The 25,514-nt window shown below is 63.3% G+C and carries 19 protein-coding genes and 1 tRNA gene; 15 read left to right on the top strand and 5 right to left on the bottom strand.

Features of this window, described 5'->3' with window-relative positions:
* The first annotated feature begins 12 nt into the window (after positions 1-12).
* Together C7411_RS13225 and C7411_RS13220 are read left to right on the top strand one after the other, a co-directional pair.
* A tRNA-Lys gene (locus tag C7411_RS13225) sits at positions 13-85 on the top strand.
* Between the two features lie 418 nt (positions 86-503).
* Positions 504-1,559, top strand: a complete 1,056-nt coding sequence (locus C7411_RS13220; protein ID WP_110384734.1) for an AI-2E family transporter — start codon at positions 504-506, stop codon at positions 1,557-1,559.
* Here C7411_RS13220 and C7411_RS13215 read toward each other — a convergent pair.
* Positions 1,556-2,311: a TetR/AcrR family transcriptional regulator gene (locus C7411_RS13215; RefSeq protein ID WP_110384733.1), complete on the bottom strand. Its 756-nt coding sequence runs from the start codon at positions 2,309-2,311 to the stop codon at positions 1,556-1,558. The genes C7411_RS13220 and C7411_RS13215 overlap by 4 nt on opposite strands.
* Before the next feature lie 31 nt (positions 2,312-2,342).
* A complete protein-coding gene (locus C7411_RS37465) occupies positions 2,343-2,615 on the bottom strand; it encodes a hypothetical protein (protein ID WP_165822795.1) in 273 nt (90 codons plus the stop codon).
* Between C7411_RS37465 and C7411_RS13210 the strand changes: the two genes are divergently transcribed.
* Genes C7411_RS13210 through C7411_RS13185 form a run of 6 tightly spaced genes read left to right on the top strand, consistent with a single transcriptional unit; the run spans position 2,530 to position 12,079 of the window.
* Positions 2,530-3,669 carry an efflux RND transporter periplasmic adaptor subunit gene (locus C7411_RS13210; RefSeq protein WP_110384860.1) on the top strand — a complete coding sequence of 380 codons (1,140 nt, stop codon included), beginning with the start codon at positions 2,530-2,532 and terminating at the stop codon, positions 3,667-3,669. The two genes, C7411_RS37465 and C7411_RS13210, sit on opposite strands and share 86 nt — an antisense overlap.
* The gene (locus C7411_RS13205; RefSeq protein WP_110384732.1) at positions 3,666-6,848 is read left to right on the top strand and encodes an efflux RND transporter permease subunit; all 3,183 of its coding nucleotides are present in this window, start codon (positions 3,666-3,668) and stop codon (positions 6,846-6,848) included. Before C7411_RS13210 ends, C7411_RS13205 begins: the two co-directional genes overlap by 4 nt.
* Positions 6,849-6,850: 2 nt before the next feature.
* Positions 6,851-8,314 carry an efflux transporter outer membrane subunit gene (locus C7411_RS13200; protein WP_110384859.1) on the top strand — a complete coding sequence of 488 codons (1,464 nt, stop codon included), beginning with the start codon at positions 6,851-6,853 and terminating at the stop codon, positions 8,312-8,314.
* A gap of 19 nt (positions 8,315-8,333) precedes the next feature.
* Entirely contained in the window at positions 8,334-9,689 is a 1,356-nt protein-coding gene (locus C7411_RS13195; protein WP_110384858.1) for a paraquat-inducible protein A, read from the top strand.
* A gap of 48 nt (positions 9,690-9,737) precedes the next feature.
* Complete coding sequence (locus C7411_RS13190; RefSeq protein ID WP_110384731.1) at positions 9,738-11,333, top strand: PqiB family protein; 1,596 nt, start codon at positions 9,738-9,740, stop codon at positions 11,331-11,333.
* Positions 11,330-12,079: a PqiC family protein gene (locus C7411_RS13185; RefSeq protein ID WP_110384730.1), complete on the top strand. Its 750-nt coding sequence runs from the start codon at positions 11,330-11,332 to the stop codon at positions 12,077-12,079. Before C7411_RS13190 ends, C7411_RS13185 begins: the two co-directional genes overlap by 4 nt.
* 61 nt (positions 12,080-12,140) lie before the next feature.
* Here the strand turns inward: C7411_RS13185 and C7411_RS13180 are convergent, their stop codons facing one another.
* A complete protein-coding gene (locus C7411_RS13180; RefSeq protein WP_181431337.1) occupies positions 12,141-12,893 on the bottom strand; it encodes a TetR/AcrR family transcriptional regulator in 753 nt (250 codons plus the stop codon).
* Positions 12,894-13,019: 126 nt separating this feature from the next.
* On the opposite strand from C7411_RS13180, the gene C7411_RS13175 reads away from it, so the two are divergent.
* The 7 genes from C7411_RS13175 (at position 13,020) to C7411_RS13145 (ending at position 23,129) form a co-directional block, all read left to right on the top strand.
* A complete protein-coding gene (locus C7411_RS13175; RefSeq protein ID WP_110384728.1) occupies positions 13,020-14,120 on the top strand; it encodes a VOC family protein in 1,101 nt (366 codons plus the stop codon).
* Between the two features lie 34 nt (positions 14,121-14,154).
* Positions 14,155-15,111 carry a fumarylacetoacetate hydrolase family protein gene (locus C7411_RS13170; RefSeq protein ID WP_110384727.1) on the top strand — a complete coding sequence of 319 codons (957 nt, stop codon included), beginning with the start codon at positions 14,155-14,157 and terminating at the stop codon, positions 15,109-15,111.
* A complete protein-coding gene (locus C7411_RS13165; RefSeq protein WP_110384726.1) occupies positions 15,108-17,141 on the top strand; it encodes an acyl-CoA synthetase in 2,034 nt (677 codons plus the stop codon). Before C7411_RS13170 ends, C7411_RS13165 begins: the two co-directional genes overlap by 4 nt.
* 292 nt (positions 17,142-17,433) lie before the next feature.
* Positions 17,434-18,138: an OmpW/AlkL family protein gene (locus C7411_RS13160; protein ID WP_110384725.1), complete on the top strand. Its 705-nt coding sequence runs from the start codon at positions 17,434-17,436 to the stop codon at positions 18,136-18,138.
* A gap of 78 nt (positions 18,139-18,216) precedes the next feature.
* The gene (locus tag C7411_RS13155) at positions 18,217-19,131 is read left to right on the top strand and encodes a VOC family protein (RefSeq protein WP_110384724.1); all 915 of its coding nucleotides are present in this window, start codon (positions 18,217-18,219) and stop codon (positions 19,129-19,131) included.
* A 109-nt stretch (positions 19,132-19,240) separates the two neighbouring features.
* The gene (locus tag C7411_RS13150) at positions 19,241-22,219 is read left to right on the top strand and encodes a molybdopterin-dependent oxidoreductase (protein ID WP_110384723.1); all 2,979 of its coding nucleotides are present in this window, start codon (positions 19,241-19,243) and stop codon (positions 22,217-22,219) included.
* 10 nt (positions 22,220-22,229) lie between these two features.
* Positions 22,230-23,129, top strand: coding sequence for a 4Fe-4S dicluster domain-containing protein (locus C7411_RS13145; RefSeq protein ID WP_110384857.1), 900 nt, complete (start codon positions 22,230-22,232; stop codon positions 23,127-23,129).
* 176 nt (positions 23,130-23,305) lie between these two features.
* On the opposite strand, the gene C7411_RS13140 is transcribed toward C7411_RS13145, so the two are convergent.
* Together C7411_RS13140 and C7411_RS13135 are read right to left on the bottom strand one after the other, a co-directional pair.
* Positions 23,306-24,583, bottom strand: a complete 1,278-nt coding sequence (locus C7411_RS13140; RefSeq protein WP_110384722.1) for an SUMF1/EgtB/PvdO family nonheme iron enzyme — start codon at positions 24,581-24,583, stop codon at positions 23,306-23,308.
* A gap of 135 nt (positions 24,584-24,718) precedes the next feature.
* On the bottom strand, positions 24,719-25,474 hold the full coding sequence (locus tag C7411_RS13135; RefSeq protein WP_110384721.1) for a helix-turn-helix domain-containing protein: 756 nt from the start codon (positions 25,472-25,474) through the stop codon (positions 24,719-24,721).
* Between the last annotated feature and the right edge of the window lie 40 nt (positions 25,475-25,514).

Raw genomic sequence — 25,514 nt, 5'->3', positions numbered from 1 at the left:
CAAGGGTGGACCGGGTCGTTAGCTCAGCGGGTAGAGCAGCGGACTTTTAATCCGTTGGTCACTGGTTCGAATCCAGTACGGCCCACATCAAACGGGGGTTTTGCGCCGCGGCGGCCACGGGACGCAGCGGCGCGCGCAAGCTCGGGCCCCGTTCCTGAAGGCTTTCGCCATCGCCCATGAAATTTCGCGCGTAACGACAATGGGGCGAAAAGATCCAGACGCTGGGAGCCTGCGCTCAGATGGCAATTGTCTGCCGATATCGCTTTGCCGGCACGTCCGTGTTGACAGGAAAGCGTCTAAAAAACTTTCCAATCAATATTGATTATTATATCATTTATGATGTGTGAGGTAGCCCGGCGATGCGCGAGGTGTCCTGGTCGTGCGGTGCCGCATCTCGCAACAACGAATTGCGCACACGTATCCGCCAGCGCACCCATACATTGAATGCATCGGATCGAGCCTGGCCCGACACTTCACGCGAACACGCAACAATAGACGCGACCATGACTGCCTACTATCGCCAATCGTTGTTCTGGGGCGCTGTCGCCTTGTCGGCCGGCGTGCTGCTGTGGAGCCTGCGCTCCGTGCTGACACCTTTTCTGCTTGGCGCGATGATCGCCTATGTTCTGCAGCCGGGCGTGGAGTGGCTGGTACGCCGGCGATCGCCGCGTGGTCTCGCGGCGCTCGTCATGATGTCGATTTTCGTGGCGCTTTTGGCGCTGCTGGTTCTGCTGGTATTCGTCGTCGTTCGGATGGAGGGATCCGAACTGACCGGGCAGATCTCTTCGCTCGCGTCGAAACTCGAAGGCGCCGGCAAGCCGTGGCTTGCTTCCATGGGAATCGACTACTGGCCCGATTGGACGAGTCTGCGCGCCACATTGGCAGCGCGCCTGATGGCAGGCGAGCACGACGCTGTCCTCGCCGTCTGGCAATATCTGCGCACCGGCGGCAGTGCGATGGTCGACGTCGTGGGCAATCTCGTGATCTTGCCACTCGTGCTGTTTTATTTATTGTATGACAGGCCCGAAGCGCTGGAGCGGCTCGAAAGTTTCGTGCCACGGCGCTGGCTCGCACAAACACGGGATTTTGTCGCCGGAGTCGACCACATGATGTCGCAATACCTGCGAGGGCAGCTTGCCGTCGTAGCGGTGCTGGCCGTTTTCTACCCAGCCGCGCTGACGATCGCCGGCTTGCGCATCGCACTGCCTGTGGGTCTCCTCACGGCACTTGCCGTCGTCGTTCCGTATATCGGATTTGCGACAGCGCTGGCATCCGCGCTTTTCGCCGCGGTTCTGCAATTCGGAAACTGGTACGGCGTGGGAGCCGTGGCGCTCGTGTACGGAATCGGCCAGATCCTCGAAAGCGTCGTTCTCACACCCCGGCTTGTCGGCGAGCGTATCGGTCTGCATCCGCTCGCGGTCATTTTCTCGTTGCTGGCGTTCGGGAAGGTGTTTGGGTTCTTCGGCGTTCTGCTCGCACTGCCTGCCAGCGCCGCGTGCGTATCGGCGCTGCGGGAACTGCGCCGTCACTACCTGACCACCGCGCTTTATCGGGACTAATCTCGCCGCCGGCGCTCAGCATACTCTGGGGGGCCGGGTGGCATGGGTCGCCGGGCGATCTTTTCGGCCTCCATACGCTTGAGGCCGACGGCCTGCAACACGACTGTCGCAATGTTTTCGGCGAACCGTTCCTCCCGCGGTCGAAGGACTTTTCGCGACCGGCCGGTCCGCTTCGAAGACGGCGAACGAAGTTCGGCTGCGAGGCCGGCGAGGACGGTGCCGATCGCCGAGATGGCGCATAGCAGTTCGTCCGTGACCGTGAAGCGTCCTTGCGCAATGCCTCTGCGCATGTCGCGCAACAGGCGTCGTCCAGGTCCCGTGCTGAGCGCACGCGCGGATATCCCCTCGCGGATCAGCAGTTGTCCCCACACGGGATCGCGACAGGCGCGCAACAACGTATGACGTACGGACACGGCAAGTACTTCAGCCGGGTCCGACAGGTCGCTGACGAGGCCATCGAGCGCATCCGCGAATTCCTCGAATAGCCATTCAATGAGTGTGGTGAAGAGCCCCTCTTTCGAATCGAAGTGGTTGTAGAACGAGCCGAATCCCACATCCGCAGCGTCGGTGATCTCGTTGATCGTGACACTGTCCATTCCCTTTTTCGCGGCCAGGCCGAACGCGGCATGAAGCAGACGCACGCGCGTTTCATGCTTGCGCCGCGCGAGCCGAGGCGACCGTTCCGCGACGGACCCGCGCGGCTCCTCGACAGGCTGCCGACGATACGTGCGCGCTCTGCGGACCTCCGACATGTTGCCTCCCCGGTCATAGTTTGTTGCAATATTAGATGATATTGTCATGATTGACAATATCATCAGTTTTGGATTTAATCTCACCTTCGCGCCGACCGGTGCCGCTGGTCCGCAACAACCATCCGTCGCGGCTGGCGTCAGTCAGCGCGGATGACTTTCCACCTGGACTCATCAGCTTCCTTGTGAACATCGTGAAACACTCCGGCCCTGCCGCGCCGATGCGGGCGCGCTCCCTGTTACTTTCCTGCACCCGGCCGATCCACCGGGCACCCGCCGTCATCGCGGCGTGCAGCGCAATCCTCATTTGTGGATGCCATCACAACGGAGCGGCCGTGCAGGAGGCCAAGCCTGTGGTCGCGCGCGCCGTTCAAGCGGATAGGCATGTCGCGGGCGACTCGTTGCCGGCGCAGGTCCAGGCGCGCTACTCCACGCCTCTTTCATTTCGCGTGGGCGGCAAAATCATCGAGCGGCGGGTGCGGATCGGCGACACCGTGAAAGCGGGGCAGACGGTTGCGCTGCTCGATCCGACCGATCTCCAGGACAACCTCGTCAACGCGCGCGCCCAACTGGATGCCGCGGAACATCGCCTCGTGTTCGCCAGGCAGCAGCTCGATCGCGACGAGGCGCAGGCACGCGCCAACCTGATTTCGAACGCACAACTGGAGCAGACCCAGGACGCCTACGCTTCCGCGCTCGCACAGCGCACGTCCGCGCTCGCGCAGATGGCGCTGGCGACAGATCATCTGCGCTACGCGACGCTGGCGGCCGACCACGACGGCGTGATCACTTCGGAAGACGCCGATACCGGCCAGAACGTTCAGGCGACGCAAGCGGTGTATCACCTCGACTGGACGGGCGACATCGATATTGCTTGCGACGCGCCGGAAGCAACGGTGAATGCGCTGGCGGTCGGCAGCAAGGCGCACGTCACGCTGCCCGCGCTGCCGGGCAGGACTTTCGATGCATCGGTGCGCGAGGTGTCCGCCGCCGCCGATCCGGAAAGCCGCACCTGGCGGGTCAAGCTGACGCTGACCTCACCGGGCCCCGAGGTGCGCCTTGGCATGACCGCGAACGTGACCTTCGATGCCGCTGGCAACGCCGGCAACGGACAGTCGTACACGTTGCCCGTCACGGCGCTGTTTCACCGGGGCGAGCAACCCGCCGTGTGGGTGGCGCGCAAGGGCGACACACTCGAACTGCATCCGGTCACCATTGCGCGTTACGACGAACGCACGGTATCGGTCAGCTCGGGCCTCCACGACGGCGACCGGGTCGTGCTGCAAGGCGTGCATGCGGTCAGCGCCGGCGAGCACGTGCAGGTCGTGCCGCCGCTGTATCCGGAGGACTTTCCGTCATGAACGCGCGCGATCATGAAAGCGCGCGCGACGACGTGCGCATGAAAACCGGCGACGGCTCGAACGCTGATGCACCGGGATTCAATCTGTCTGCGTGGGCGCTGCGGCACCAGCAACTGGTGATCTTCCTGATCGGGCTCGCCACGGTGTTCGGCGTGATTGGCTATACCAGGCTCGCGCAATCGGAAGATCCGCCCTTCACGTTCCGCACGATGGTCATCAAGACCTACTGGCCGGGCGCAACGGCACGCGAAGTGCAGGAGCAGATCACCGACCGGATCGGCCGCCAGTTGCAGGCGGTGCCGTACGTCGACGACATCAAGAGCGACTCGCGGCCCGGCGAGTCGATGATCTTCTTCGCAATGAAGGACTCGGCGCCGGTCAAGGAAGTGCCCGAGACCTGGTACCAGGTGCGCAAGAAGGTCGGCGACATTCAGGCGACCCTTCCCAAGGGGACGGTAGGGCCGTTCTTCAACGACGAGTTCGGCGACGTCTATACGAACATCTACGCGCTCGAAGGCGACGGTTTTACGCCTGCGCAACTGCACGACTACGCGGACAAGCTTCGCACCGTGCTGTTGCGGGTGCCCGGTGTCGCGAAGGTCGACTATTTCGGCGATCCGGACCAGCACATCTTCGTCGAGATTTCGAACGCGCAACTGACGCGGTTCGCGATCACCCCGCAGCAAATTGCTCAGGCGATCGACGCGCAGAACGCCGTTGCGCCCGTAGGTACCGTCACGACGGCGGACGATCGCGTGTTCGTGCGGCCAAGCGGCGCATTCAAGGACGAACAGGCGCTTGCCAGTGTGCTCATCACCGTGAACAAGCGCTCGTTTCGCCTCGGCGACATTGCGACGATCAAGCGCGGCTATGACGATCCGCCGGTCACGCAAATGCGCGTGGGCGGCCAGGCCGTGCTCGGCATCGGCGTGACAATGCAGAAAGGCGGCGACGTGATCGACCTCGGCAAGGCGCTCGACGCCAGGACGGCGGAACTTCAGGCTACGCTGCCGGCGGGGCTGAAGCTCTCGGCCGTGTCGAGCATGCCGCACGCGGTGAAGCATTCGGTCGATGACTTCGTGGAGGCGGTCGGCGAAGCGGTGGCCATCGTGCTGGTCGTGAGCCTCATCTCGCTCGGTCTGCGCACCGGCCTGGTCGTGGTCATCACGATCCCGATCGTGCTCGCTGTCACGGCGCTGTGCATGCATCTGTTCGGCATCGGCCTGGACAAGGTGTCGCTCGGCACGCTCGTGCTCGCTTTGGGGCTGCTGGTCGACGACGCGATCATCGCCGTCGAGATGATGGCCGTGAAGCTCGAACAGGGCTGGAGCCGCCTGCGCGCGGCGGCCTTCGCCTATACCAGCACGGCTTTTCCAATGCTGACCGGCACGCTGGTCACGGTCTCCGGCTTTCTGCCTATCGCGCTCGCCAAATCGAGCACCGGCGAGTACACGCGTTCGATCTTCGAAGTGTCGGCCATCGCGCTGGTCGTTTCGTGGTTCGCCGCGGTCGTGCTGGTGCCGTTGCTGGGCTTTCATCTGCTGCCGGAGCACAAAGGCCGCACGAGTGGCGAGCATGGTGAACACGGCCACGAACACGACGTGTACAACACGCCCTTTTACCGGTGCCTGTCGGGCTGGGTAGGCTGGTGTATCGACCGCCGCTCGGCCGTGCTCGGCGTCACGGTCGTGCTGTTCGCGATCGCGATGGCGGCGTTCACGCGCGTGCCGCAGCAGTTCTTCCCGAACTCGGAGCGGCCGGAATTGCTGGTCGACCTGCGGTTGCCGGAGGGCGCCTCGTTCGACGCGACGCTGCGTGTAGCGAAGCGCCTCGAGAAGGTGCTGGACGGCAAGCCGGAAATCTCGCATTTCGTCGACTTCGTGGGCACCGGCGCGCCGCGCTTTTACCTGCCGCTCGACCAGCAGCTTCAGCAGCCGAATTTCGCGCAGTTCGTCATTACCGCGAAAGACGTCGAAACGCGCGAACAATTGATGCACTGGCTCGATGCGAAACTGGAAAAGGACTTCTCCGGAGCTCGCACGCGCGTCGCCCGCCTCGAAAACGGGCCGCCCGTCGGCTTTCCGATCAAGTTCCGCGTGAGCGGCGACGACATCGCGACCGTGCACGCCATTGCGGAAACTGTCGCGGAGAAGACCCGCGCCGACTCGCGCACGCGCAACGTCCAGTTCGACTGGGACGAGCCCGCCGAACGCTCGATCTCGTTCGAGATCGACCAGAACCGCGCGCGGCAGCTCGGCGTCACGTCGGAGGACGTCTCCAGCTTCCTCGCGATGACGCTATCCGGCTTTACGGTCACGCAGTACCGCGAGCGCGACAAGCTGGTCGACGTCGATCTGCGCGCGCCGAGGAGCGAGCGCGTCAACCCCGCCAGGCTCACGAGCCTCGCCATGCCGACGCCGAACGGGCCGGCGCCGCTCGGTTCGCTGGGACACGTGCGCGACACGCTGGAATACGGCGTGATCTGGGAGCGCGACCGGCAGCCGACCATCACGGTGCAGGCGGACGTGCGCGGCGCCGCGCAGGGCATCGACGTCACGCGCGACATCGACCGCGCGCTCGCCGATGCGCGTGCGAAGCTGCCTGTCGGTTACCGGATCGACGTGGGCGGCGCGGTGGAGGAGAGCGTGAAAGGCCAGACATCGATCAACGCGGAAATGCCGCTGATGATCATCGCGGTGCTCACGCTGCTGATGATCCAGCTGAAGAACTTCGCACGCACGTTCATCGTCGTGCTGACCGCGCCGCTGGGCCTGATCGGCGTGGTGACCGCGCTGCTGCTGTTCGACAAGCCGTTCGGCTTCGTCGCGCTGCTGGGCGTGATCGCGATGTTCGGCATCATCATGCGCAACTCCGTGATTCTCGTCGACCAGATCGATCAGGACATCGCGGCGGGGCACCCGCGCTTCGACGCGATCGTCGGCGCGACGGTGCGGCGTTTCAGGCCGATCATGCTGACCGCCGCCGCCGCCGTTCTCGCACTGATACCACTGCTTCGCTCCGGCTTCTTCGGCCCCATGGCGACCGCGCTGATGGGCGGCATCACTATCGCGACGGTGCTGACGGTGTTCTTCCTGCCGGCGCTCTACGCGACCTGCTTCAGGGTCCGGCGCGACGAACGTAGCACGCAATCGCCCGTCGCCGAGCATACGGAGGGTTGATGATGAGCTTTACCTATAGGACTTCCGTGCTGGCTGTCGCGGCCGCACTGACCTTCTCGGCTTGCTCGTTCGGGCCGGGCGGCGAAGCGCCGGCGATGCCTTCACCGGAACACTACGGCGCGCAGGCGCAGCCGTCGAAAACCGTGACGGCCGGTGGCGTTGCGCAGACATTCGATGTCGGCGCGACGGCGGCCCCCCAATGGTGGCGCCAGTACCGCTCCGACGCGCTGGATGCCCTCGTCGACGAGGGCCTGCGCAACAGCCCGAATCTCGCGGCGACCCAGCGCACGCTTGCGGCCGCGCAAGAGCAACTGCGCGCGCAGGTCGGCGCATCGACGCTGCCGTCGATCGACAGTACCGCGCAGGTCGAGCGCGCACGCGCGCCCGTCGTGCCGGGAATCGGACCGGAGCAGGTGCAATACAATTTCTTCGCCGGCCAGGTGTTCGCGCATTACACGTTCGACCTGTTCGGCCAAACGCGTTACGCGAACTCGGCAAGCGCCGCGCGCGTGCATGTGCAGGCGTTCGAACTGGAGGCGTCGCGGCGCGCGCTTGCCGCCAACATCGTCGCGAGCGTGATCAATGTCGCGTCTCTCGACCGACAGATCGCGCTTACCGAGCGGCTCGTGCAAGTGTCCAACGCGGCCGCGAACGAAGACGAGCAGCGCTTCGCGCTCGGGTCCGTGTCGCGCGCCCAGATGCTCGAATCGAAACAGGACGCCGCGTCGATCGCGGCGACGCTGCCTGCGCTGCGGCAGCAACGCGCGTGCGCGGTCCATGCGCTGGCAGTGCTGATCGGCCGCACGCCGGACGACGCGCCGAGCGTGCCGGATCTCGATAGTCTCTCGCTGCCCGCGAACGTGCCCGTAGCGGTCCCTTCGGACCTGTTGCGTTCGCGGCCTGACATTCAGGCAGCGGACGCTGCCGTCAAGGCCGCCGCGGCCGACGTCGGCGCCGCGACGGCGCAGATGTTCCCGAGCCTGTCGCTCACGGCTGCGATGGGCCGCGGCGGTTTCAGCTGGCCGGCGGTGTTATCGGGCGCGGGCGGCCTGTGGGCGCTCGGTGCGGCAATGTCGCAGCCGATCTTCCATGGCGGGGCCCTGTTCGCGGAGCGTCGCGCGTCGATCGACGCATACGACGCCGCCGTGCTGCACTATAAGTCGACGGTGCTCTCCGCGTTTCAGGATGTCGCGAATTCGCTGGCCGCGCTGGATAACGATGCGCAGACGCTCGCCTCGGCGGACGTGGCCGCAGACGCCGCACACGCCGCGTTCGACGATACGGCGTCGCGTCATCGCATGGGCGCGCTGCCGTCGACGGCAACGCACGCCAGCGAGTCCCGCTATCTCAACGCACAACTCGGCGCGGTACGCGCAGCGAGCCAGCGCATGAGCGATACGGCGGCGCTGTTCCAGGCGATGGGGGAACTGCCGGTGGCACAGCAGACGGCAGCGTCGACGCAATGAGCGCGCGCGTATGACGAGCATGGAATATCGCAGACTGATTGCCTGTCACGAATGCGATCTGCTGTTGCGCAAGCCAGCGAGCGTCGGAGCGCGCGTCGCGAGCTGCACGCGATGCGCCGCGAAGCTGGGCGCATTGGCGGATGGGGGCGCGTCGCTCGACGGCATCTGCGCGATGACGCTAGCCGCATTGATCGCCTTCTGCATCGCGCAGGCTTTCCCGGTGATCGAGCTGCGTGCCAACGGCGTGACTTCGGAGGCGACGCTCTTTGGCGCTGTGCGCTCGCTCTGGTCAGGCGAGATGTGCATGGTCGCGGCGATGGTGTTCTGCTCATCGACAGTCTTCCCGCTGATCGAGCTGATGGCCTTCCTGTATCTGCTGGTGCCGCTTCGCATCGGCAGGGTGCCGCCCCGCTTCAACCGGGTATTGCGCGTCGTGCAACTCGTGCGTCCGTGGTGCATGGTCGAGGTATTCATGCTCGGCGTGCTCGTGACGATCGTGAAGATGGTCAGCATCGCCGACGTGATCGCGGGGCCTGGCCTCTTTGCACTGGCTGGGTTGACCGTCATGCTGGCCATCGTTGCTTCATTCGATCCCGGCCGGCTGTGGGCGGTCCACGAGCGTCTCACGTCTGCCCGCAGGACCGGCATTCGCTGGTCGAAGGTCGAGGGCCGACGCGAGCGCTTCATGAGGATGCAGCCAGTGCGCGAACCGGCGCGCTCGTCCGCCGTGACCGCGCAGCGCGCTGGACTGGTCGGCTGTCACGCTTGCGGTCTGGTTCAGGCGCACGCAGAAGGTCGGACGCGCCAGCGGTGCTCGCGATGCGGGCACCTGCTGCACCGTCGCCATGCAGACAGCCTGACGCGAACCACCAGTCTGCTGCTTGCCGCCGTTTTCGCCTATATCCCGGCCAATCTGCTGCCAATCATGCATGCGTCGACGCTCGGCCGCTTCGAGGACGACACGATCCTGGGCGGCGTCGCGTACTTCTGGAGTTCGGGCGACTGGCCGCTCGCTGTCGTGGTTTTTATCGCGAGCGTTCTCGTACCGATGCTCAAGCTGGCCGTCCTCGCGCTTCTCACGCTAACCGCTCGTCGCGGCTCGGCCTGGCGGCCTCGGGAATGCACCGTGCTCTATCGGCTCGTCGAGCGCATCGGCCGCTGGTCAATGCTCGATGTTTTCGTCGTTGCACTGACCGTCACGCTGGTGCATTTCGGCTCTTTTGCGGTCATCACAGCGGGACCGGCCGCGCTCGCCTTTGCGGCGGTGGTGATCCTGACGATGCTCGCGTCGCACCAGTTCGATTCACGGCTCATATGGGACAGCGTCGATGCAGCCAGGCATCGCGCACGAACCGATCGACCAGGCGTGCGCTGACTGCGGCGTTGCCTCTCAACAAACCGGACTCTCCGAAACACCCGAACGATGCATCTTCCCAATCTGCCCAGCCCCGAACTTCGGCCGCGCAAGCGCTGGCTGCCGTCCCTCATATGGCTGGTTCCCCTGATCTGCGCATTGATCGGCATTGCGCTCGTGGCGAAATCGGTCGCCGAAAAAGGGTCCGTCATCACCGTTACCTTCGATAGCGCGGAAGGCATGGAGGCGGGCAAAACCAAGGTCAAGTACAAGGATGTGGACATCGGCCTCGTGCAAGCCATCGCGCTGTCGAAGGACCTGCGGCGCGTGATCGTGACCATTCAGCTCGGCAAGGACGCCGCGCGATTCGCAACAGAAGGCACACGGTTCTGGGTCGTGCGGCCGCGTGTCGGCGCCAACGGTATCTCGGGCCTCGGTACGTTGCTGTCCGGCGCCTACATCGGCGCGGATATCGGGCGCTCGACCGACACGCAAATCGCCTTTGCCGGACTCGAAAACCCGCCCATCGTCACGACGGGGCAACGTGGACATCAGTACACGTTGCGAGGCGAATCGCTCGGCTCGATCGATATCGGCGCGCCGGTTTTCTACCATCGTGTCCAGGCCGGGCAGGTGGTCGGCTTCTCGCTCGACCCTCACGGCGATGGTGTGATCGTCAATGTGTTCATCAATGCGCCGTTCGATCAATATGTCAGGACCCGTACGCGATGGTGGCACGCAAGCGGCGTCGATCTGCGTCTCGATTCCAACGGTCTGAAGCTCAATACCCAGTCACTTGCGACCGTCGTGGTCGGCGGGCTGGCATTCCAGAGTCCCCCCGGTCAGGACGGCGGAGCGCTCGCGGTGGACAAAGCCGGGTTTCCGCTCGCGGCCGACGAGCAGGAGGCGATGCGCGAGCCTGACGGCCAGCCGCTCAATGTCGTGATGCGCTTCGACCAGTCGCTGCGAGGACTGTCCGTTGGCGCGCCGGTGGACCTTCGCGGGATCGTGCTGGGGCAGGTGACCGGCATCGGTATCGAATACAGCGAAACGCAGAAGAGCTTCAGCATGAAGGTCTCGATGGCGCTTTATCCCGACCGCCTGAGCCGACGCTCGAACGACGCGCTGCCCGACCCCAACACGCCGGGTGGCCACGAACTGCTTCAGCACCTCGTGACAGAAGGGCTGCGCGGACAATTGCGCACCGGCAGCTTGCTGACCGGCCAGCTCTACGTCGCGCTCGACATGTTCCCGAAAGCGGCTCGCGCGAGCGTGGACGTGAGCCGCAATCCGATCGAACTGCCGACCGTGCCGAACACGCTCGACGAACTGCAGGTGCAGGTCGCGGACATCGCCCGAAAGCTGAACCAGGTTCCGTTCGACAAGATCGGGAACAACCTGAACGGCGCGCTCGAAAACGCCAACAAGCTGTTCGGTCACATGGACACGGAGGTCGTGCCGCAAGCGCGCGACACCCTGGCGGCCGCGCAAAAGACCTTCGGCGCCGCCGAAACGACGCTTCACCAGGCTGCGCCGATGCAGTCCGACGTTCAGGATGCGATGCAGCAACTGACGCGAACGTTGCAATCGCTGAATGCGCTTGCTGATTATCTGGAGCGCCATCCGCAGGCGCTGTTGTTTGGCAAGAAGGGAGACCAGCCATGATCCGGAACTTACGCCCCTCGCTACGTGGGTTGCCGCGCACAGTGGCCGTCGCTGGCCTCGTCCTCATGACGGCTTGCGCTTCGCCGTCAGCGCGCTTCTATACGCTCGCCGCCGGCGTATCGCCGCCCGCGAGCAGTCGCGCAACCCCTGCCTGGCGCATCGACGTGCGGCCTGTGAAAGTGCCTGCCGCTGATGCGAGAAGTCAGCTTGTCGTGCAGGTCGATGCGGCGCAGCTGAAGGTGCTGGAGGACGATCGTTGGGCTTCGTCGCTTGCGGACGAGATCCGCTCCGCGCTGATTGCCGGCGTCAGTCGAGAGGCCGGCACGGCCGGACCCGGCGCGCCGGCGAACGGGGAGGACGTTCCCGTTTATCAGATCGCCGTCGAGGTCCAGCGTTTCGAATCGTGGCCTCGCTCGCATGTGCTGGTCGACGTCGTATGGAATGTGCGGAGGTCGGACGGTGCAGGCGCAGTGACCTGTCGCAGCGTGTTGAGCGAACCCGTGTCGGACGGCTACCAGGCGATCGTCGAAGGTCACCGGCGCGCGATCACCATCGTCGCCGCGCAAATCGCCGAGGTGGTACGCGGGCTCGCCGCGAGTACGGCGGACAACCCGGCAAGACATGCGGCAGCGTCGCGCAAGAGCGCACCGGGCGCCTTGTCCTGTCCCGACGTCGCCCAGTTGACGGACGCCGGATTCGTCGCTCGACAAGCGGCAAGCAAACTTTTTCCGCGCGCCGTTGGCTGAAATCCATGGGCGTCGCGGTCCGGCGCGTGTGCGCGGGATCGCGGCGCACGCGTGCTTGCCGTCAGTCTTCCTCGGCCGTTTCCTCTGCCGCCGGCAGAGGACGCGCTGCGACTTTCTCCGCTTCCGCGCGCTTGAGCCCGAGCGTCTGCAGCAGCATGGCCGCCGTACGCTCGGGAAGGCGCTCGCCGTCGAAGCCGAGTTCTTCGAGCACGCCCGCTGCGGTTGCGCCAGGCACGACGTAGTTCAGTTCGGCCGCGATGGCGGACAGTACCGTGCCGCCCACCGCGAGAAATCCGATCAAGGGGTCGGCGACAACGAATCGCTTCGCCTCGATCCCATTGCCGATGTCGCGCAGCAGCCGCTGGCCTAACCCGCGGCTCAACATGCCTGCGGAAAAGCCTTCCCGGATCAGGAATCGCCCCCAAACCGGATCATGCCGCGCACGCAGGATGGTATGACGGACCGAAACCGCCACAACCTCCGCGGGATCGGAGATGCCGCCCGCGAGGCGATCGAGCATGTCCGCGAATTCCTCGAACACGTTGTCGACGAGCGTCGAATAGATCGCGTCTTTCGACTCGAAATGGTTGTAGAACGAGCCGAAGCCGACATCGGCGGCCTCGGTGATTTCGTTGATTGCGACACCTTCCATGCCCTTTTCGGCCATCAGCCTCAGCGCGGCATCGAGCAGACGGGCGCGGGTTTCACGTTTGCGGCGCGCACCGCGCGGCTCCCGCTCATCGACAACGGGGGCCGGCGAGGGCGCCGCACGCGGCGAGCGTTTTGGGGGCCGGCGATTGGTCGTGGTCGTCATGATCGTTTCATTTGTGGTCTTTTTGACAGTATAGATTCGAATCTCTATATTGACAAAACTATCAGTCATGAGTTTAATGTCATAAACGGCGCCTGACGCCGGTCTGACGAAATACATGGAGGGACTATGGAGACGACCACCGAAAACGGTGCCGCCCCGGAGTTGACGACTGAGCAACCGGCGCGTCACCCGAATCCGACGGCAAAAGCGACGGCTTTGGCCTATTTGATGTTCGATCGGCCCGACCTCGGAAAAGCCGAGCGTTTTCTCAACGACTTCGGGCTGCAAACCGTCTCGCGTGGCGAAAGTCGGCTCCTCCTGCGCGGCACCGGCGCCTCGCACTTCTGCTATGTCGTTCGCAAGGCGCCGAAATCGCGGTTCGTGGGGTTCGGCTTGCGGGTCGGCAGCTGGCTCGAACTGGTCGCGCTGCAAAAGCTGCCGGGCGCGGCGGAGATCGGGCGTTCGCCACTGCCGGGCGGCGGATACGTCGTGACGCTGACGGATCCATCCGGGTTTCGCGTCGATGCGCTATGGGGCCAGGAACTGGCAGCGAGCTTGCCTCACCGGCTGCCGTTGGCCTTCAACTCAGTCGATGCGACAGTCCGCGTCAACGGAACCCAGCGACCGCCCGGCCACGCGCCGGAGGTCGTCCGCCTCGGGCACGTGGTGCTCGAACTTGCCGACTATCAGAAAACCTGTGCGTGGTACACGCAGCATTTCGGTTTCATTCCGAGCGACGTGCAGGTGCTGCCCGACGGCTCGCCCGCCGTCGCCTTCATGCGTCTCGATCTCGGCAGCGAGCCCGCCGATCATCACACCCTTGCGCTCGCTCAGGGATTTGTCGCGAAGTACAGCCATAGCGCCTATGAGCTCGTCGACGCGGACGCGATCGGCACGGGCCAGCGCGTACTGCGCGAGAGCGGCTGGACCCACGCGTGGGGGATCGGCCGACATATCCTCGGCAGTCAGATCTTCGACTACTGGCAGGACCCGTGGGGCGACAAGCACGAACACTACTGCGACGGAGATCTGTTCACTGCCGACGTGCCGACCGGAATCCATGGCGTGAGCCGCAACGCGATGGCGCAGTGGGGACCGACAATGCCGCGCAGCTTCACCAAGCCGAAACTGACGCCTGTAAGCATCGCCGGACTGATTCGCAATCTGCGCCGTAGCCCCGACCTCACACTGGCCAAGCTGAAGACACTCGCCAGCATTTTCGCCTGAAGCAACACCCGTTCATCGAATCCGGAGATTAGAAATGGCAGTTCACGTTCTGCATTATCTGCATGATGGTCACGCCCAGTGGGGCGTCGTTGCCGATGGCGCGATCACGCCGATACCCGGCGAATTCCGGACCACCGCCGAATTCATCGAGGCGAACCCGGTCGAACGGCTGCTTTTGCTGGACGGCCCGACGATTCCCGAGTCGCAGGTGCAATGGCTTTCGCCGGTGACCGCGAATCAGCAGTTCGTCTGCCAGGGAGCGAACTATCGCCAGCATATGATCGAGTCCGGCATGGACCCGGACGCGAAGAAGTTCAACATGATCTTCACGAAGGCGGCGAGCTGCATCGTTGCCGCCGACTCGCCGCTCGTGAAGCCGAAAGAGGTGCGATTCCTCGACTATGAAATCGAGCTCGGTCTTGTCCTGAAGCGCGACATCACCTCCCGCGTCACCGTGACCGAAGAGAACCTGCACAAGTTCGTCGCGGGTGCCGTGATCGTCAATGATTACTCGGCGCGCGACATTCAGATTCCGCAGATGCAGTTCTACAAGGGCAAGAGCTACCGGACGTTCGGGCCGGTCGGTCCGTACCTGTGCCTGCTGCAAAAGGAAGAAATTGCGAAGCTGGGCGAGCTCGTGCTGACGCTGACGGTCAATGGCATTCTGCGGCAGACCGACACCACGGCCGGTCTGGTGTATGGTCCCGCGCAGACGCTGACCGAGCTTTCCGGCGTCCACGATCTGCACACCGGCGACCTGCTCGCGACCGGCACGCCGTCCGGTTGTGCGTTGATCATCCCGTCGCCCGAAAAGCAGCGTGCGGCCGCCCAACTGCCTGAAGCGGAAAAATGGCGTCTGTTCATGAATCTGCAGGCTGAGCGGACCCAGTATCTCAAGGTTGGGGACGTCGTGGAGGCGCGTATCGTCAGCCCCGACGGCTCGATCAATCTTGGTGTTCAGCAAAATCGCGTCGTCGCGGAGGCACCGTGAAAGGCGTCGCGAACATCCAGGACATCGACGCGATCGAAGCCCACGGGCAACCCCCGGATCTCCCCACGAACACGTACGAGATGATCTGCCGGGGCGCGGCCATTGATCCGTCGGCACCGGCGCTATCGTTCTTCGCAACGGCGGACGGATACGCGAACCCGGAACGCTGGACGTTCAGCGAACTGGTGCGCGATATCACGCGGACCGCGAACATGCTGTCGCGACTGGGTGTACAGCGAGACACGGTCGTCGCCTATGTATTGCCGAATCTTCCCGAAACGCATTTTGTGATCTGGGGAGCCGAGGCCGTCGGTATTGTCTGCGCGATCAATCCACTGCTCGAAGGCGACGCGATCGGCGAACTGCTCAATGCATCGGGCGCCAGCGTCCTTGTCACGCTGGCACCGTATCCCGGCACGGACCTGTGGCCAAAAGTGCAGCCGGCCTTGCACAAGGTTGCCTCGCTCAAGCACGTCGTGCTGGTCAACCTCGCCGACCATGTGCCGGGCGAACAGCGATTTGCCGCCCGAATGCTTCAGCGCGGCGAGTGCGCACGGTTGCATGGCGAGGGGGGCGTGCGAGGCGCAGTTCCATCGCAGGTCGCCCTCCACGACTTCAGCGAAGCAATGGCATGCGAGCCTGGCACAGCGCTCTCCAGTTCGCGGCCAGCGAGCACGGACGACGTATCGTCCTATTTCTGCACGGGTGGCACCACAGGCTTGCCCAAGATCGCGATGCGCCGGCACGGCAACGAAGTGGCCAATGCCTGGGGCGCCGCGCAGTTCTTTGGTGAAAGCGTCGGTCCGGGCAAGACGATGTTCTGCGGATTGCCGCTGTTTCATGTCAATGCGGTGATGGTGACGGGGCTGCTGCCGTTTTCGCGTGGCGCACATGTCGTTTTGGGCACGCCCCAAGGTTATCGCGCCGAAGGCGTCGTCAAACGCTTCTGGGAAATCGTCGAGCATTACGGGATCAATTTTTTCAGCGGCGTGCCGACGCTCTATGGCTCACTGCTGGACGTTCCCGTTGGCGCTCGCGACATCGGTTCACTCGAGTACGGCCTGTGCGGAGCCGCGCCAATGCCGGTGGAGTTGCTGCGTGCGTTCCAGACTCGAACCGGTATCAAGATCCTCGAAGGCTATGGCCTCACGGAAGGCACCTGCGTTAGCAGCGTCAATCCGCCGCTCGGTGAACGGCGGGTCGGGTCTATCGGCCTTCGTCTCCCAGGCCAGGCCATGAAAGCCGTGGTGGTCGATGAGGCGGGCCATTATGTGCGGGACTGTGTTGCGGACGAGGTGGGTCAACTGCTGATCTCCGGCCCGAACGTGTTCATCGGCTATATGCGTGCGGAGCAGAACAGCGGCATCTGGATGGACCTGGCGGATGGCGGCAGATGGCTCAATACCGGCGATCTGGGACGCTGCGACGCAGAGGGTTACTTCTGGCTCACCGGCCGGAAGAAAGAGCTGATTATCCGGGGCGGACACAACATTGATCCTGCAGCGATCGAAGAAGCGCTGCATCGCCATCCCGCGGTCCATATTGCTGCAGCAGTCGGGCGTCCCGATATGCACGCGGGTGAGTTGCCGGTCGCCTATGTCCAGCTAAAGCCGGGTATAACGGCGAACGAAGCACAAATCGCCGAGTTCCTGCGCGGCGAGATCAGCGAGCGCGCTGCACTCCCCAAAGCGGTACGCATCGTCGATGCGATGCCCCTGACAGGTGTCGGCAAGATCTTCAAGCCCGCACTCAAGCGGCTGGAAACGGTAGACGCTTTGCAGTCGGCGCTCGTGGATGCCGGTGTCGAGGGCGCAAAAGTCGGCATCGCACAAGACAACTTGCGTGGGATTTCAGTTCACGTCGAGCTTCCCGACGCGGAACTCGCATCATTGGCACTTTCCGCGCTCGGGCGTTTTCCGTTCCCGGTTTTCGTTTCTGTTGCGACTGGCGTTGACGGCATCGCATCGGAGACACACAGCGTACCGATGGTCGGTGGTGTGCGCTCCCGCCCGAGGCCGAGCGACTCGTAATGCGCGCTCACTGACCTGAAGAGCAATTGATCAAACGTGGCAACTGCACGGTAAGGCACGGGGACGGAAGCTTCAGACATTCGCAAATCATATCCCGGCCAGATAATTAGTATGACTACGTAAATACCGGCCATTTGATTTGTGGATCCGGCCCGGATGTGTAAGGGCCGAACAAACGATCCGGCGCAGTGCGCGGGTCGTTTTGGGTGTGCGCACGATAAAAAAGATAACCAACCGATGAGACAGGAGACGATACGTGAGGATTAACAGGAGACATGTTCGTCCTGCCGTAATGGCGGGCTTTATCTGTACGGCTGCGCTTGCCGGAAATGCGAATGCCCAGTCAGCTGGAAGTTTTACGGTGGCGACAGGGTGGCTTCACGTAGCGCCACAGGGCAATGCAACGCCGCTCACCGTGGAAAGCGTCGGCGGTATTGCAGTCAACCGGGAATTATCGGGTACCGGCGCACACGCGACGTCAACGGATACGCTTGGCATCACCACTGAGTACTACGTGACCGACCACATCGGCATCGCTACTCTCTTTGGCCTGCCACTCACTGTGAATCTGGTTGGAGACGGGACGCTCTCGAAGTACGGCACCCTCGGTACGACGAGGCCGATGCCGCCCGCCGTCGAACTTCGATATCACCTGTTTGAGGCTCAGTCGAAATTCCGTCCTTTCGTCGGATTGGGCGTGAACTACACGTGGTTCACCCAGGTTCGCGCAACCAACAACCAGTTCATCACCGACAGTGTCGGTCCTGGCGGATCCATACACGCGACCCTCAGTGCATCGTGGAACCCCGTGTTCGAGGTCGGGGCAAGTTACGCGTTTGCCAAACACTGGTCGGTCGGAGCGTCCGTTGGCTACATGCCGATCCGGACGCACATGACCCTATATGGACAAACTGCAAACGGAACGCAGATCGTTTCGAAGTCGACGCTCAGGATCGAACCCATTAACGTTTTTGTGAACGTCGCCTACACATTCTAGCGGGGGACGAACAACGTCCCCGGACATCGATCGTGGCGGCCCGTCGAGCCGTCAACCTCATCAATCGCGAGATTTTCCATGCTTATCGAAGACATCGAATACGTTCTTTTTCGCCACCCGAACCTGGCTGCCGTCCGCGACTTCATGGTCGACTACGGATTGCAGGATCTGCGACAGGGCGGCGACACGCTTTATCTGCGCAGCTACGGGGATGCGCCTTTCTCCTATGTCTCGACGCAAGGCGAGGCGGCGTTCGTTGGCGTCGGCTTCCGCGTGAGCTCGCGCGAGGCACTCGAGACGTTGGCGGCCCGCTTTGATTCGCCCGTGACCGATTGCCCGCATCCGGGTGGAGGCCTGTACACGGTGGGGGCCGATCCCGACGGCCGTCGGCTGGAGTTCGTGTTCGGCGCAGAACGTCTGCCAGTCATTCCGTCGGGCGGCGCTGCGATTGTGTGGAATGACGCCCATGCCAAAAACCGGTTGGGCGACTTCCAGCGCCCGGCCTTCGGCCCGTCGCACGTTCAGCGGCTCGGCCATGTGGCCGTCTTCTCGCCGGACCCGCAGGGATTGATCTCGTGGTATGGCGAAACGCTCGGCATGAAGGCGTCGGAACTGATCTACCAGGGCGACGAGAAGAACGTCGTGGCCGGCTTCATGCACCTGGAAACAGGCGCGGCATGGACCGACCACCACACACTGGCGATTGTCGGCGGCAAGGCGGTGGGCCTTGACCACGCCTCCTTCGAATGTCGCGATATCGATGACGTGGGCATCGGTCACATGGCCATGGCCGATAAAGGCTACAAGCACCGCTGGGGCATCGGCCGCCATTTCCACGGCAGCCAGATTTTCGATTACTGGACCGATCCCGCCGGCTTTCACGTGGAGCATTACGTGGACGGCGACCTGGTCAACAGCGACTCGCCGACCCTCACCTGTCCGTTCGGACGAGACACGTTGCTGCAATGGGGCCCGGCCTTCCCGGGTCTTTAATCCTCAACCGGACATGACCGCGCCCGCCTGAACTGCATGCCCGCTCGGGGGCGCTGGTCCGTATTGCCGTGATGCTTGCATCCGCGCAGCTTTTCCACTGGATCAAAAAGTGAAGCGCCAGATCCTCAAGACAATTCTCTTTGCCATGCCCAAGGTCATCGACCTGACGGCACGCCGCTTCCCTGCCTATCGCGCTCGTCTGAAGGAGCACGATCTCGTCGCGTGGATCGGACTCGCGGATGAAAGCATCGGTCGGGTCATCAAGCTCAAGAACGGCCGCATCCGGTCGTGCGCAGGAACGCATCCCAAGCCCGACGTACGCATGCAGTTCAAGGATGTCGCCACCGCCCTGAAATTCCTTTCGCCCAGTCCTAACTACATGGATATCATCCATGCTGCGAAGAATTTCAAGGTGGTCACTGACGGCGACGATGAGCTGCTGGTCTGGTTCATGCAGACGCTAAGCATGATGCAAACCGTCAGCCTGCCGATGGGCGCGCCGATGCGGGATGGCACACGACGCTATACCACCTGCACGAACGGCGGCCCATTGTTCGTCTACGTGAAGGATGGACGCATCGTACGCGTAACACCCATCGATCTCGATAGCAAGGATGCGCCGAGCTGGGAGATCGAGGCGCGCGGACGCCGTTTCAGCCCGCCACGGCGCGGCCTTGTCGCGCCGCATGCGCTGTCGATCAAGTCGCTCGTCTACTCGGACAAGCGCATCCTCCAGCCGATGAAGCGGGTCGATTTCGATCCCGATGGGGAACGCAACCCGCAGAACCGTGGCAAGTCCGGCTATGTGCCGATCGGCTGGGACGAGGCGTTGGACATCGTCGCGCGGGAAATCAACCGGCAAAAGCGCGTTCACGGCCCGGGTTCCATCACCTTTCCGATGTCGTCGCACCATCAGTGGGGCAATGTCGGCTACTACCTCAGCGCATTGACCCGCTTCGCCAATCTGATCGGCTTTACACGGGTGGCCGCGAATCCGGACAGCTGGGAAGGATGGTACTGGGGTGCCATGCACCACTTCGGCAACTCGATGCGCGTTGGCGTGCCGTCAGGCTACGGCGGTATCGAGGACTGCCTTAAGGAAGCCGAAATGATCGTTTTCTGGTCCTGCGACCCGGAAAGCACGAACGGCGCCTATGCGGGATTCGAAGGCACACCACGGCGTCTATGGGCCAAGGAGCTGGGAATCGAGTTCGTCCATATCGATCCGCATTGCAATCCGACAGCGCAGCTGCTGGGCGGCCGGTGGATTCCCATCCGGCCTCAAACGGATGCGGCCCTCGCCACTGCGATCATGTACGTATGGCTCGAGGAGGATCTGTACGATAAGGAGTACGTCGCGAACCGGACCACCGGGTTCGATGAGTGGCGGGCCTATTTGACAGGCAAAACGGACGGCATACGCAAGACTCCCGAGTGGCAGGAGCAGGAGACTGGCGTGCCTGCCAAAGACGTTCGTGCCCTCGCGCGCCTCTGGGGGAAGAAGAAGGTCTATCTTGCCGTCGGCATGACGGGGGCGGGATTCGGCGGGGCGGGACGCGGGGCAACCGGTGCGCAATGGGCGCGTTGCATGATCATGATGATGGCGATGCAGGGCTGGGGCAAGCCGGGCGTGAATTTCGGCTGTCTGCAGCTCGGTGCGCCGCATGATCTGCACTTCTATTTTCCGGGCTACGCGGACGGCGGCATGTCGGGCGACCTCGCATGGACCGCGAATGCCGTGAACAACTATCAGCGCATGCCGCACATCCTGACCATGAATCCGGTCAAGCAGATGGTCCCGCGGCAGCAGCTGCCGGATGCCATCATCGACGGGCACGCGACAGGCTACCTCTGGGACGGTATGTCTCAGGAAGCCCAGTTCGCGCCGTTCAGCTACCCGATGCCGGGCTACTCGCCGATACACATGATCTATCGCTACGGCGGGTCTGCCTTCAGCACGGTCACGAAATCGGGACGCTGGGTGGACGCCTACCGGCATCCCAGCATCGAATTCGTGGTCAACCAGTCGATCTGGATGGAGGGCGAGGCCCAGTTTGCCGACATCATTCTGCCGGCGTGTACGTCGCTGGAACGATGGGATATCGGTGAATGGTCGAACTCCGGCGGCTACGCGCATCATGGCTTCAACACCGTGAATCACCGCATGATCACGATGCAGCACAAATGCATCGAGCCGCTCGGCGAGTCCCGCTCCGACTATGACATCTTCACCGCTGTTCTGTCGCGTCTTGGCCTCGGCGGCGTTTTCACCGAGGGATGCAGTGAACTCGACTGGGTCAAGCGCGTGTTCGCCTCGTCAGATCTGCCGGATCACATTTCGTGGCGCGAGTTTTGCCGCAAGGGTTATTTCGTCGTTCCGGCCGAAAAGCCGGAATTGCGGCATCCTGTCGACATGCGCTGGTTTGCGGAAGGACGGCGCAAGGACATGCAGGAACCGCATCCGATGCCGTCGCAGTACGCGGAGAAGTTCGGCATGGGGCTGCAGACACCCAGTGGCAAGCTGGAGTTCGTGCCGGAGTTGCTGAAGCGGCACACGGCGGACAATCCGGAGCGGCCGCCGCTGAACCGCTACATCCCGTCCTGGGAGGGGCGGCGTTCAGAACTGGCTCAGCGCTTTCCGCTGCAATTGATCGCGACTCATAGCCGGTACAGTTTTCACACGCATTGCGACGGGAAGAACTCGTCGGTCAATTGTGTCGAAGATCATCGCGCGCTGGTCGGCGGTCATCGCTTCTGGCTGCTGCGGCTCGGTCCCGCCGACGCGGCGGCCCGAGGCATCGACCATCGCGATCTCGTCAAGGTGTACAACGACCGGGGCGCCGTCATTTGTGCGGCTGACGTATCGCAGCTCGTCACCGCCGGTGTCGTCAAGTCGTACGAGGCCAGCGCTGAATTTCAGCTGGTCGAAGTCGATGGCGAGCGCGTTGAAATAGGCGGGTGCATGAACCTGCTGACCCCGGACCGGCCGCAGACGGCCGGCACAAGCAGCATGAGCCCGAATTCATGCCTTGTGCAGGTTGAAAAATGGAAGGGCGCCGAAGCTTTCTTGCTCGGTCGTGCAGCTTGAGGAGTACGTGATGAGCAAGTGGAATCTGATTATCAAGGTCGGGCAGTGCGAGAACTGCAACAACTGTGTCATCGCGGCACGTGATGAGCACGTTGGAAACGATTTTCCCGGCTACTCCGCGCCCGCCGCGGCCGGCGCCGAAAGCCCCATTCGCATCCTGCGCCGCGTGCAGGGCGACGCTTACATGGTCGAAACGACGTACCTGCCTGTGATGTGCAATCACTGCGACGAAGCGCCATGCATGCGCGTCGGCGGCGACGCGATCCGAAAGCGCGCCGACGGTATCGTCATCATCGATCCGGATAAGGCTCGCGGCCGCAAAGATATCGTCAACTCCTGCCCGTACAAGGCGATTGTCTGGAACGAGGAACTGCAAGTGCCGCAGTCCTGGATCTTCGACGCTCATCTGCTCGATCAGGGCTGGCAGCGTCCGCGATGCGAACAGGCTTGCCCCACCGGCGTATTCGAGGCTGTCAAACTCGATGACGCCGCGATGGCGGAAAAGGCCCGGCGCGAAGGGCTCGAGGTTTTGCGACCCACTCTCGGCACGCGGCCTCGCGTGTGGTACAGCGGCCTCGAACGCTGGCAAAGCTGCTTCGTAGCCGGCAGCATCAGCGCCCGGGTGGACGGCGTGGTTGAGTGTGTCGCTGGTGCTGAGGTTATCCTGTATTCGGACGGTCGAAGGGTTGCAGAAGCGGTCTCTGACGCGTTCGGCGATTTCCGGTTCGGCGGGCTCGCGAAAGGCAGCGGCACGTACCGGATCGATATTCGTCATGCGCTCGGCGAGACATCGCGAGAATGCAAGTTAGGCGAAAGTGTGTTCCTGGGCGACATCAGCCTTGCATACTCGACCACGCCGCAGACGCAGGACCATCCGTTTCCTTCGGCGGTCGGGTCTGACAGGGCATGACTGGCCGGGGTTCGCCAGCGCACACGGCAATTATGAATGTGAACAGGCCCTGGCGCGTCCCCCATAGACTATCTTCGCCTGCAGGGGCGCCATACGAGGGCAAGATAAACCATAGGGTTGCCGGTATGTGCAATAAACCATAAGGTTTATTGGGCAGCCAACTTATGCTTTATTTGTCAATCCCGCACGCAGCGAAATCCCGCATAAACATACTGATAACGCGGCTGAAACCAGTTGCGGAACGTTGGCCGCAACATGCACTGGGCAGTGCGCGGCGAGCCGCCTTTCATGGCGTAGTGCTGACCGTCGAAGAAGTTTGCCGAATACCCTTCATAGAATGGAAACGCCTTGAAGCCCGGCAGCGGACCGAAAAGCGTGGAGGTCCATTCCCAGCCGTTGCCGTACAGGCCTTCCACGCCCCACGTGCTGGCGCTGTCGGGTGTGGCGTCGACGGCCACCGGGTTCCAGTCGCGGAAATCGAAGTTGTCGCTGCGGCCAGGCAGCGCGCCGTGCGCCGCGCGCTGCCATTGCGACTCGCTTGGCAGCGCCATGCCGCGCCAGCGCGCAAAGGCGCTGGCCTCGGCGTGGCTCACGTACACGGGCCATGCAAGCGGCAATGCGATGTCTTCGAACATCGTGCGCAGTGTCCAGCCTTCAGGGCCGCGCGACCAGAATACGGGGTGCGCCACGTGCGCGCTTTCCCTCCAGGCCCAGTCCGCGTCGTTCCAGAGTTCGCGCTTCCGGTAGCCGCCGTCCTCGATAAATTCGAGAAACGCGCCGTTCGTCACCATATAGCGGTCGATCTCGAAGGCCGGCACGTCGACCTGCTGTTCTCCGAACTCGTTGTCCCAGCCGAACAGGCCACGCTCGGCGGTCATGCCGAGTTCCGTGCGGCCCGCGGGCACCTGCACGGTTCCGGCCTTGACCGTGTGGAGCGGGTCGGCGCGCGCGAGCGTTGCGGCGGGCGCCTGCTTTTGCCCGAACGGCATCTGATGGAGCATGTAGGCGAGCGTTTCGACATGCATGAGCCGATGTTCGATCGCGACGTTCAGCAACTGCCCTGGCGTGTCGTGATTCGAGGCATCGGAAGGCAGGTCGAGCGTCGAGAGCTGCGCGTCGATGCGGCTGCGTGCATCGCGTCCGTAGGCGAGCACTTCGGCGAGTTCTGGCCAGTCGGCGGGCACATCGGTCGGCAGGCCGCCATCGACAGGATCGATGCCGAACGCAAACAACTGGTCGAGGCGCGCATCGGTGGAAGGCAGGTCGAACAGGCGTTTGTCGAAGAGGTTGCGGTCAAATGCTTCAAGATGACCGATATAGAACACGATGCGGTGCCGCTCGCGAATGGGCCGCTCGTACAGAAACTCGGGCTTGACGACGTTGAAGAGCGCGTCGCTGGCGCTGCGCGCCGCTTCGAGGCGGGCGGTGAGCGTGGGGGATTGCGGGAGAGGCATCTCGGCAATTCTCCTTGTGTGGGCGTAGTACGAAACTTTAACCCTGCGCAGGAGTTGTGCCAACGGAGTTGCCGCGCCAACGCGGCGCGCCGCGGGCACCCGGAGCGGGACGCGCCGCCCGGGGTTTGCCGCGAATTACAAATGCCGCAGGCCTTCGATGTCGATGATACGGATCAGCTTGCCCTGTGCGTCGATCAGGCCGCGCTTTTGAAATCTCGACAGGGTGCGGCTCACCGTTTCGAGCGTTACGCCGAGATAGCTGCCCACGTCCTCACGCGTCATGCGCAGGTTGAACTCAGCGTGCGAATAGCCGCGCTGGCCGTTGCGTTCGGAAACGTCGAGCAGGAACGAGGCGACGCGTTCGTCGGCGGAGAGCGAGCCGAGCACCATCATCTGGAACGATTCGCGGATCAACTCCTCACTCATGAGGCGATGCAGCCGGTCTTGCATGGCGCCAGTTTCGCGGCACAAATACTTGAGTGCAGAGTAGGGAATGAGGCAGACCGAGCTGTCTTCGAGCGCCACGGCGCTGCTGGTGTGGAAGCCGGTGCTGATGCCGTCGAGGCCGAGCGGGTCGCCGGCCAGGCGCAGGCTGGTGACCTGCTCGCGGCCGTCGCGGTGTGCCATGGCCGTCTTGAGCGAGCCGGAGCGCGCGACGTAGAGGTTGTCGAATGCGTCGCCGACGCGATACAGGGCTTCGCCGCGCCGCACACTGCGCGCGGAGCAGATCAATGCTTCGAGCTTTGGCAGGTCGTCGCGCGAGAGGCCTTGGGGCATGCACAGGTGCCGCAAGGCGCAAACCGAACAGCGCGCAGACGTGCGCGGCGCGTTCGGGAGCGTGCGGTTGCTGCGGCGCACCGTGGTATGAGAAGCGGTGGTTTGGTTCAGCATGGACAGTGCTCCTTTGATTTCTGTCCAGGCATTGTCTATC

Origin of the sequence: Paraburkholderia silvatlantica (genome assembly GCF_003096715.1) — a bacterium.
Taxonomy (GTDB): domain Bacteria; phylum Pseudomonadota; class Gammaproteobacteria; order Burkholderiales; family Burkholderiaceae; genus Paraburkholderia; species Paraburkholderia silvatlantica.
This window is presented reverse-complemented; position numbering and strand designations above follow the sequence as displayed.

Bases quoted from the DNA above. Each gene is read 5' to 3' on its own strand.
- C7411_RS13135 (WP_110384721.1), bottom strand. From the start codon at position 25,474: ATGCTGAACCAAACCACCGCTTCTCATACCACGGTGCGCCGCAGCAAC.
- C7411_RS13185 (WP_110384730.1), top strand. From the start codon at position 11,330: ATGATCCGGAACTTACGCCCCTCGCTACGTGGGTTGCCGCGCACAGTG.
- C7411_RS13210 (WP_110384860.1), top strand. From the start codon at position 2,530: ATGCGGGCGCGCTCCCTGTTACTTTCCTGCACCCGGCCGATCCACCGG.
- C7411_RS13160 (WP_110384725.1), top strand. From the start codon at position 17,434: ATGGCGGGCTTTATCTGTACGGCTGCGCTTGCCGGAAATGCGAATGCC.
- C7411_RS13200 (WP_110384859.1), top strand. From the start codon at position 6,851: ATGAGCTTTACCTATAGGACTTCCGTGCTGGCTGTCGCGGCCGCACTG.
- C7411_RS13215 (WP_110384733.1), bottom strand. From the start codon at position 2,311: ATGTCGGAGGTCCGCAGAGCGCGCACGTATCGTCGGCAGCCTGTCGAG.
- C7411_RS13175 (WP_110384728.1), top strand. From the start codon at position 13,020: ATGGAGACGACCACCGAAAACGGTGCCGCCCCGGAGTTGACGACTGAG.
- C7411_RS13205 (WP_110384732.1), top strand. From the start codon at position 3,666: ATGAACGCGCGCGATCATGAAAGCGCGCGCGACGACGTGCGCATGAAA.
- C7411_RS13170 (WP_110384727.1), top strand. From the start codon at position 14,155: ATGGCAGTTCACGTTCTGCATTATCTGCATGATGGTCACGCCCAGTGG.
- C7411_RS13190 (WP_110384731.1), top strand. From the start codon at position 9,738: ATGCATCTTCCCAATCTGCCCAGCCCCGAACTTCGGCCGCGCAAGCGC.
- C7411_RS13140 (WP_110384722.1), bottom strand. From the start codon at position 24,583: ATGCCTCTCCCGCAATCCCCCACGCTCACCGCCCGCCTCGAAGCGGCG.
- C7411_RS13195 (WP_110384858.1), top strand. From the start codon at position 8,334: ATGGAATATCGCAGACTGATTGCCTGTCACGAATGCGATCTGCTGTTG.
- C7411_RS13155 (WP_110384724.1), top strand. From the start codon at position 18,217: ATGCTTATCGAAGACATCGAATACGTTCTTTTTCGCCACCCGAACCTG.
- C7411_RS13180 (WP_181431337.1), bottom strand. From the start codon at position 12,893: ATGACGACCACGACCAATCGCCGGCCCCCAAAACGCTCGCCGCGTGCG.
- C7411_RS13220 (WP_110384734.1), top strand. From the start codon at position 504: ATGACTGCCTACTATCGCCAATCGTTGTTCTGGGGCGCTGTCGCCTTG.
- C7411_RS13145 (WP_110384857.1), top strand. From the start codon at position 22,230: ATGAGCAAGTGGAATCTGATTATCAAGGTCGGGCAGTGCGAGAACTGC.
- C7411_RS37465 (WP_165822795.1), bottom strand. From the start codon at position 2,615: ATGAGGATTGCGCTGCACGCCGCGATGACGGCGGGTGCCCGGTGGATC.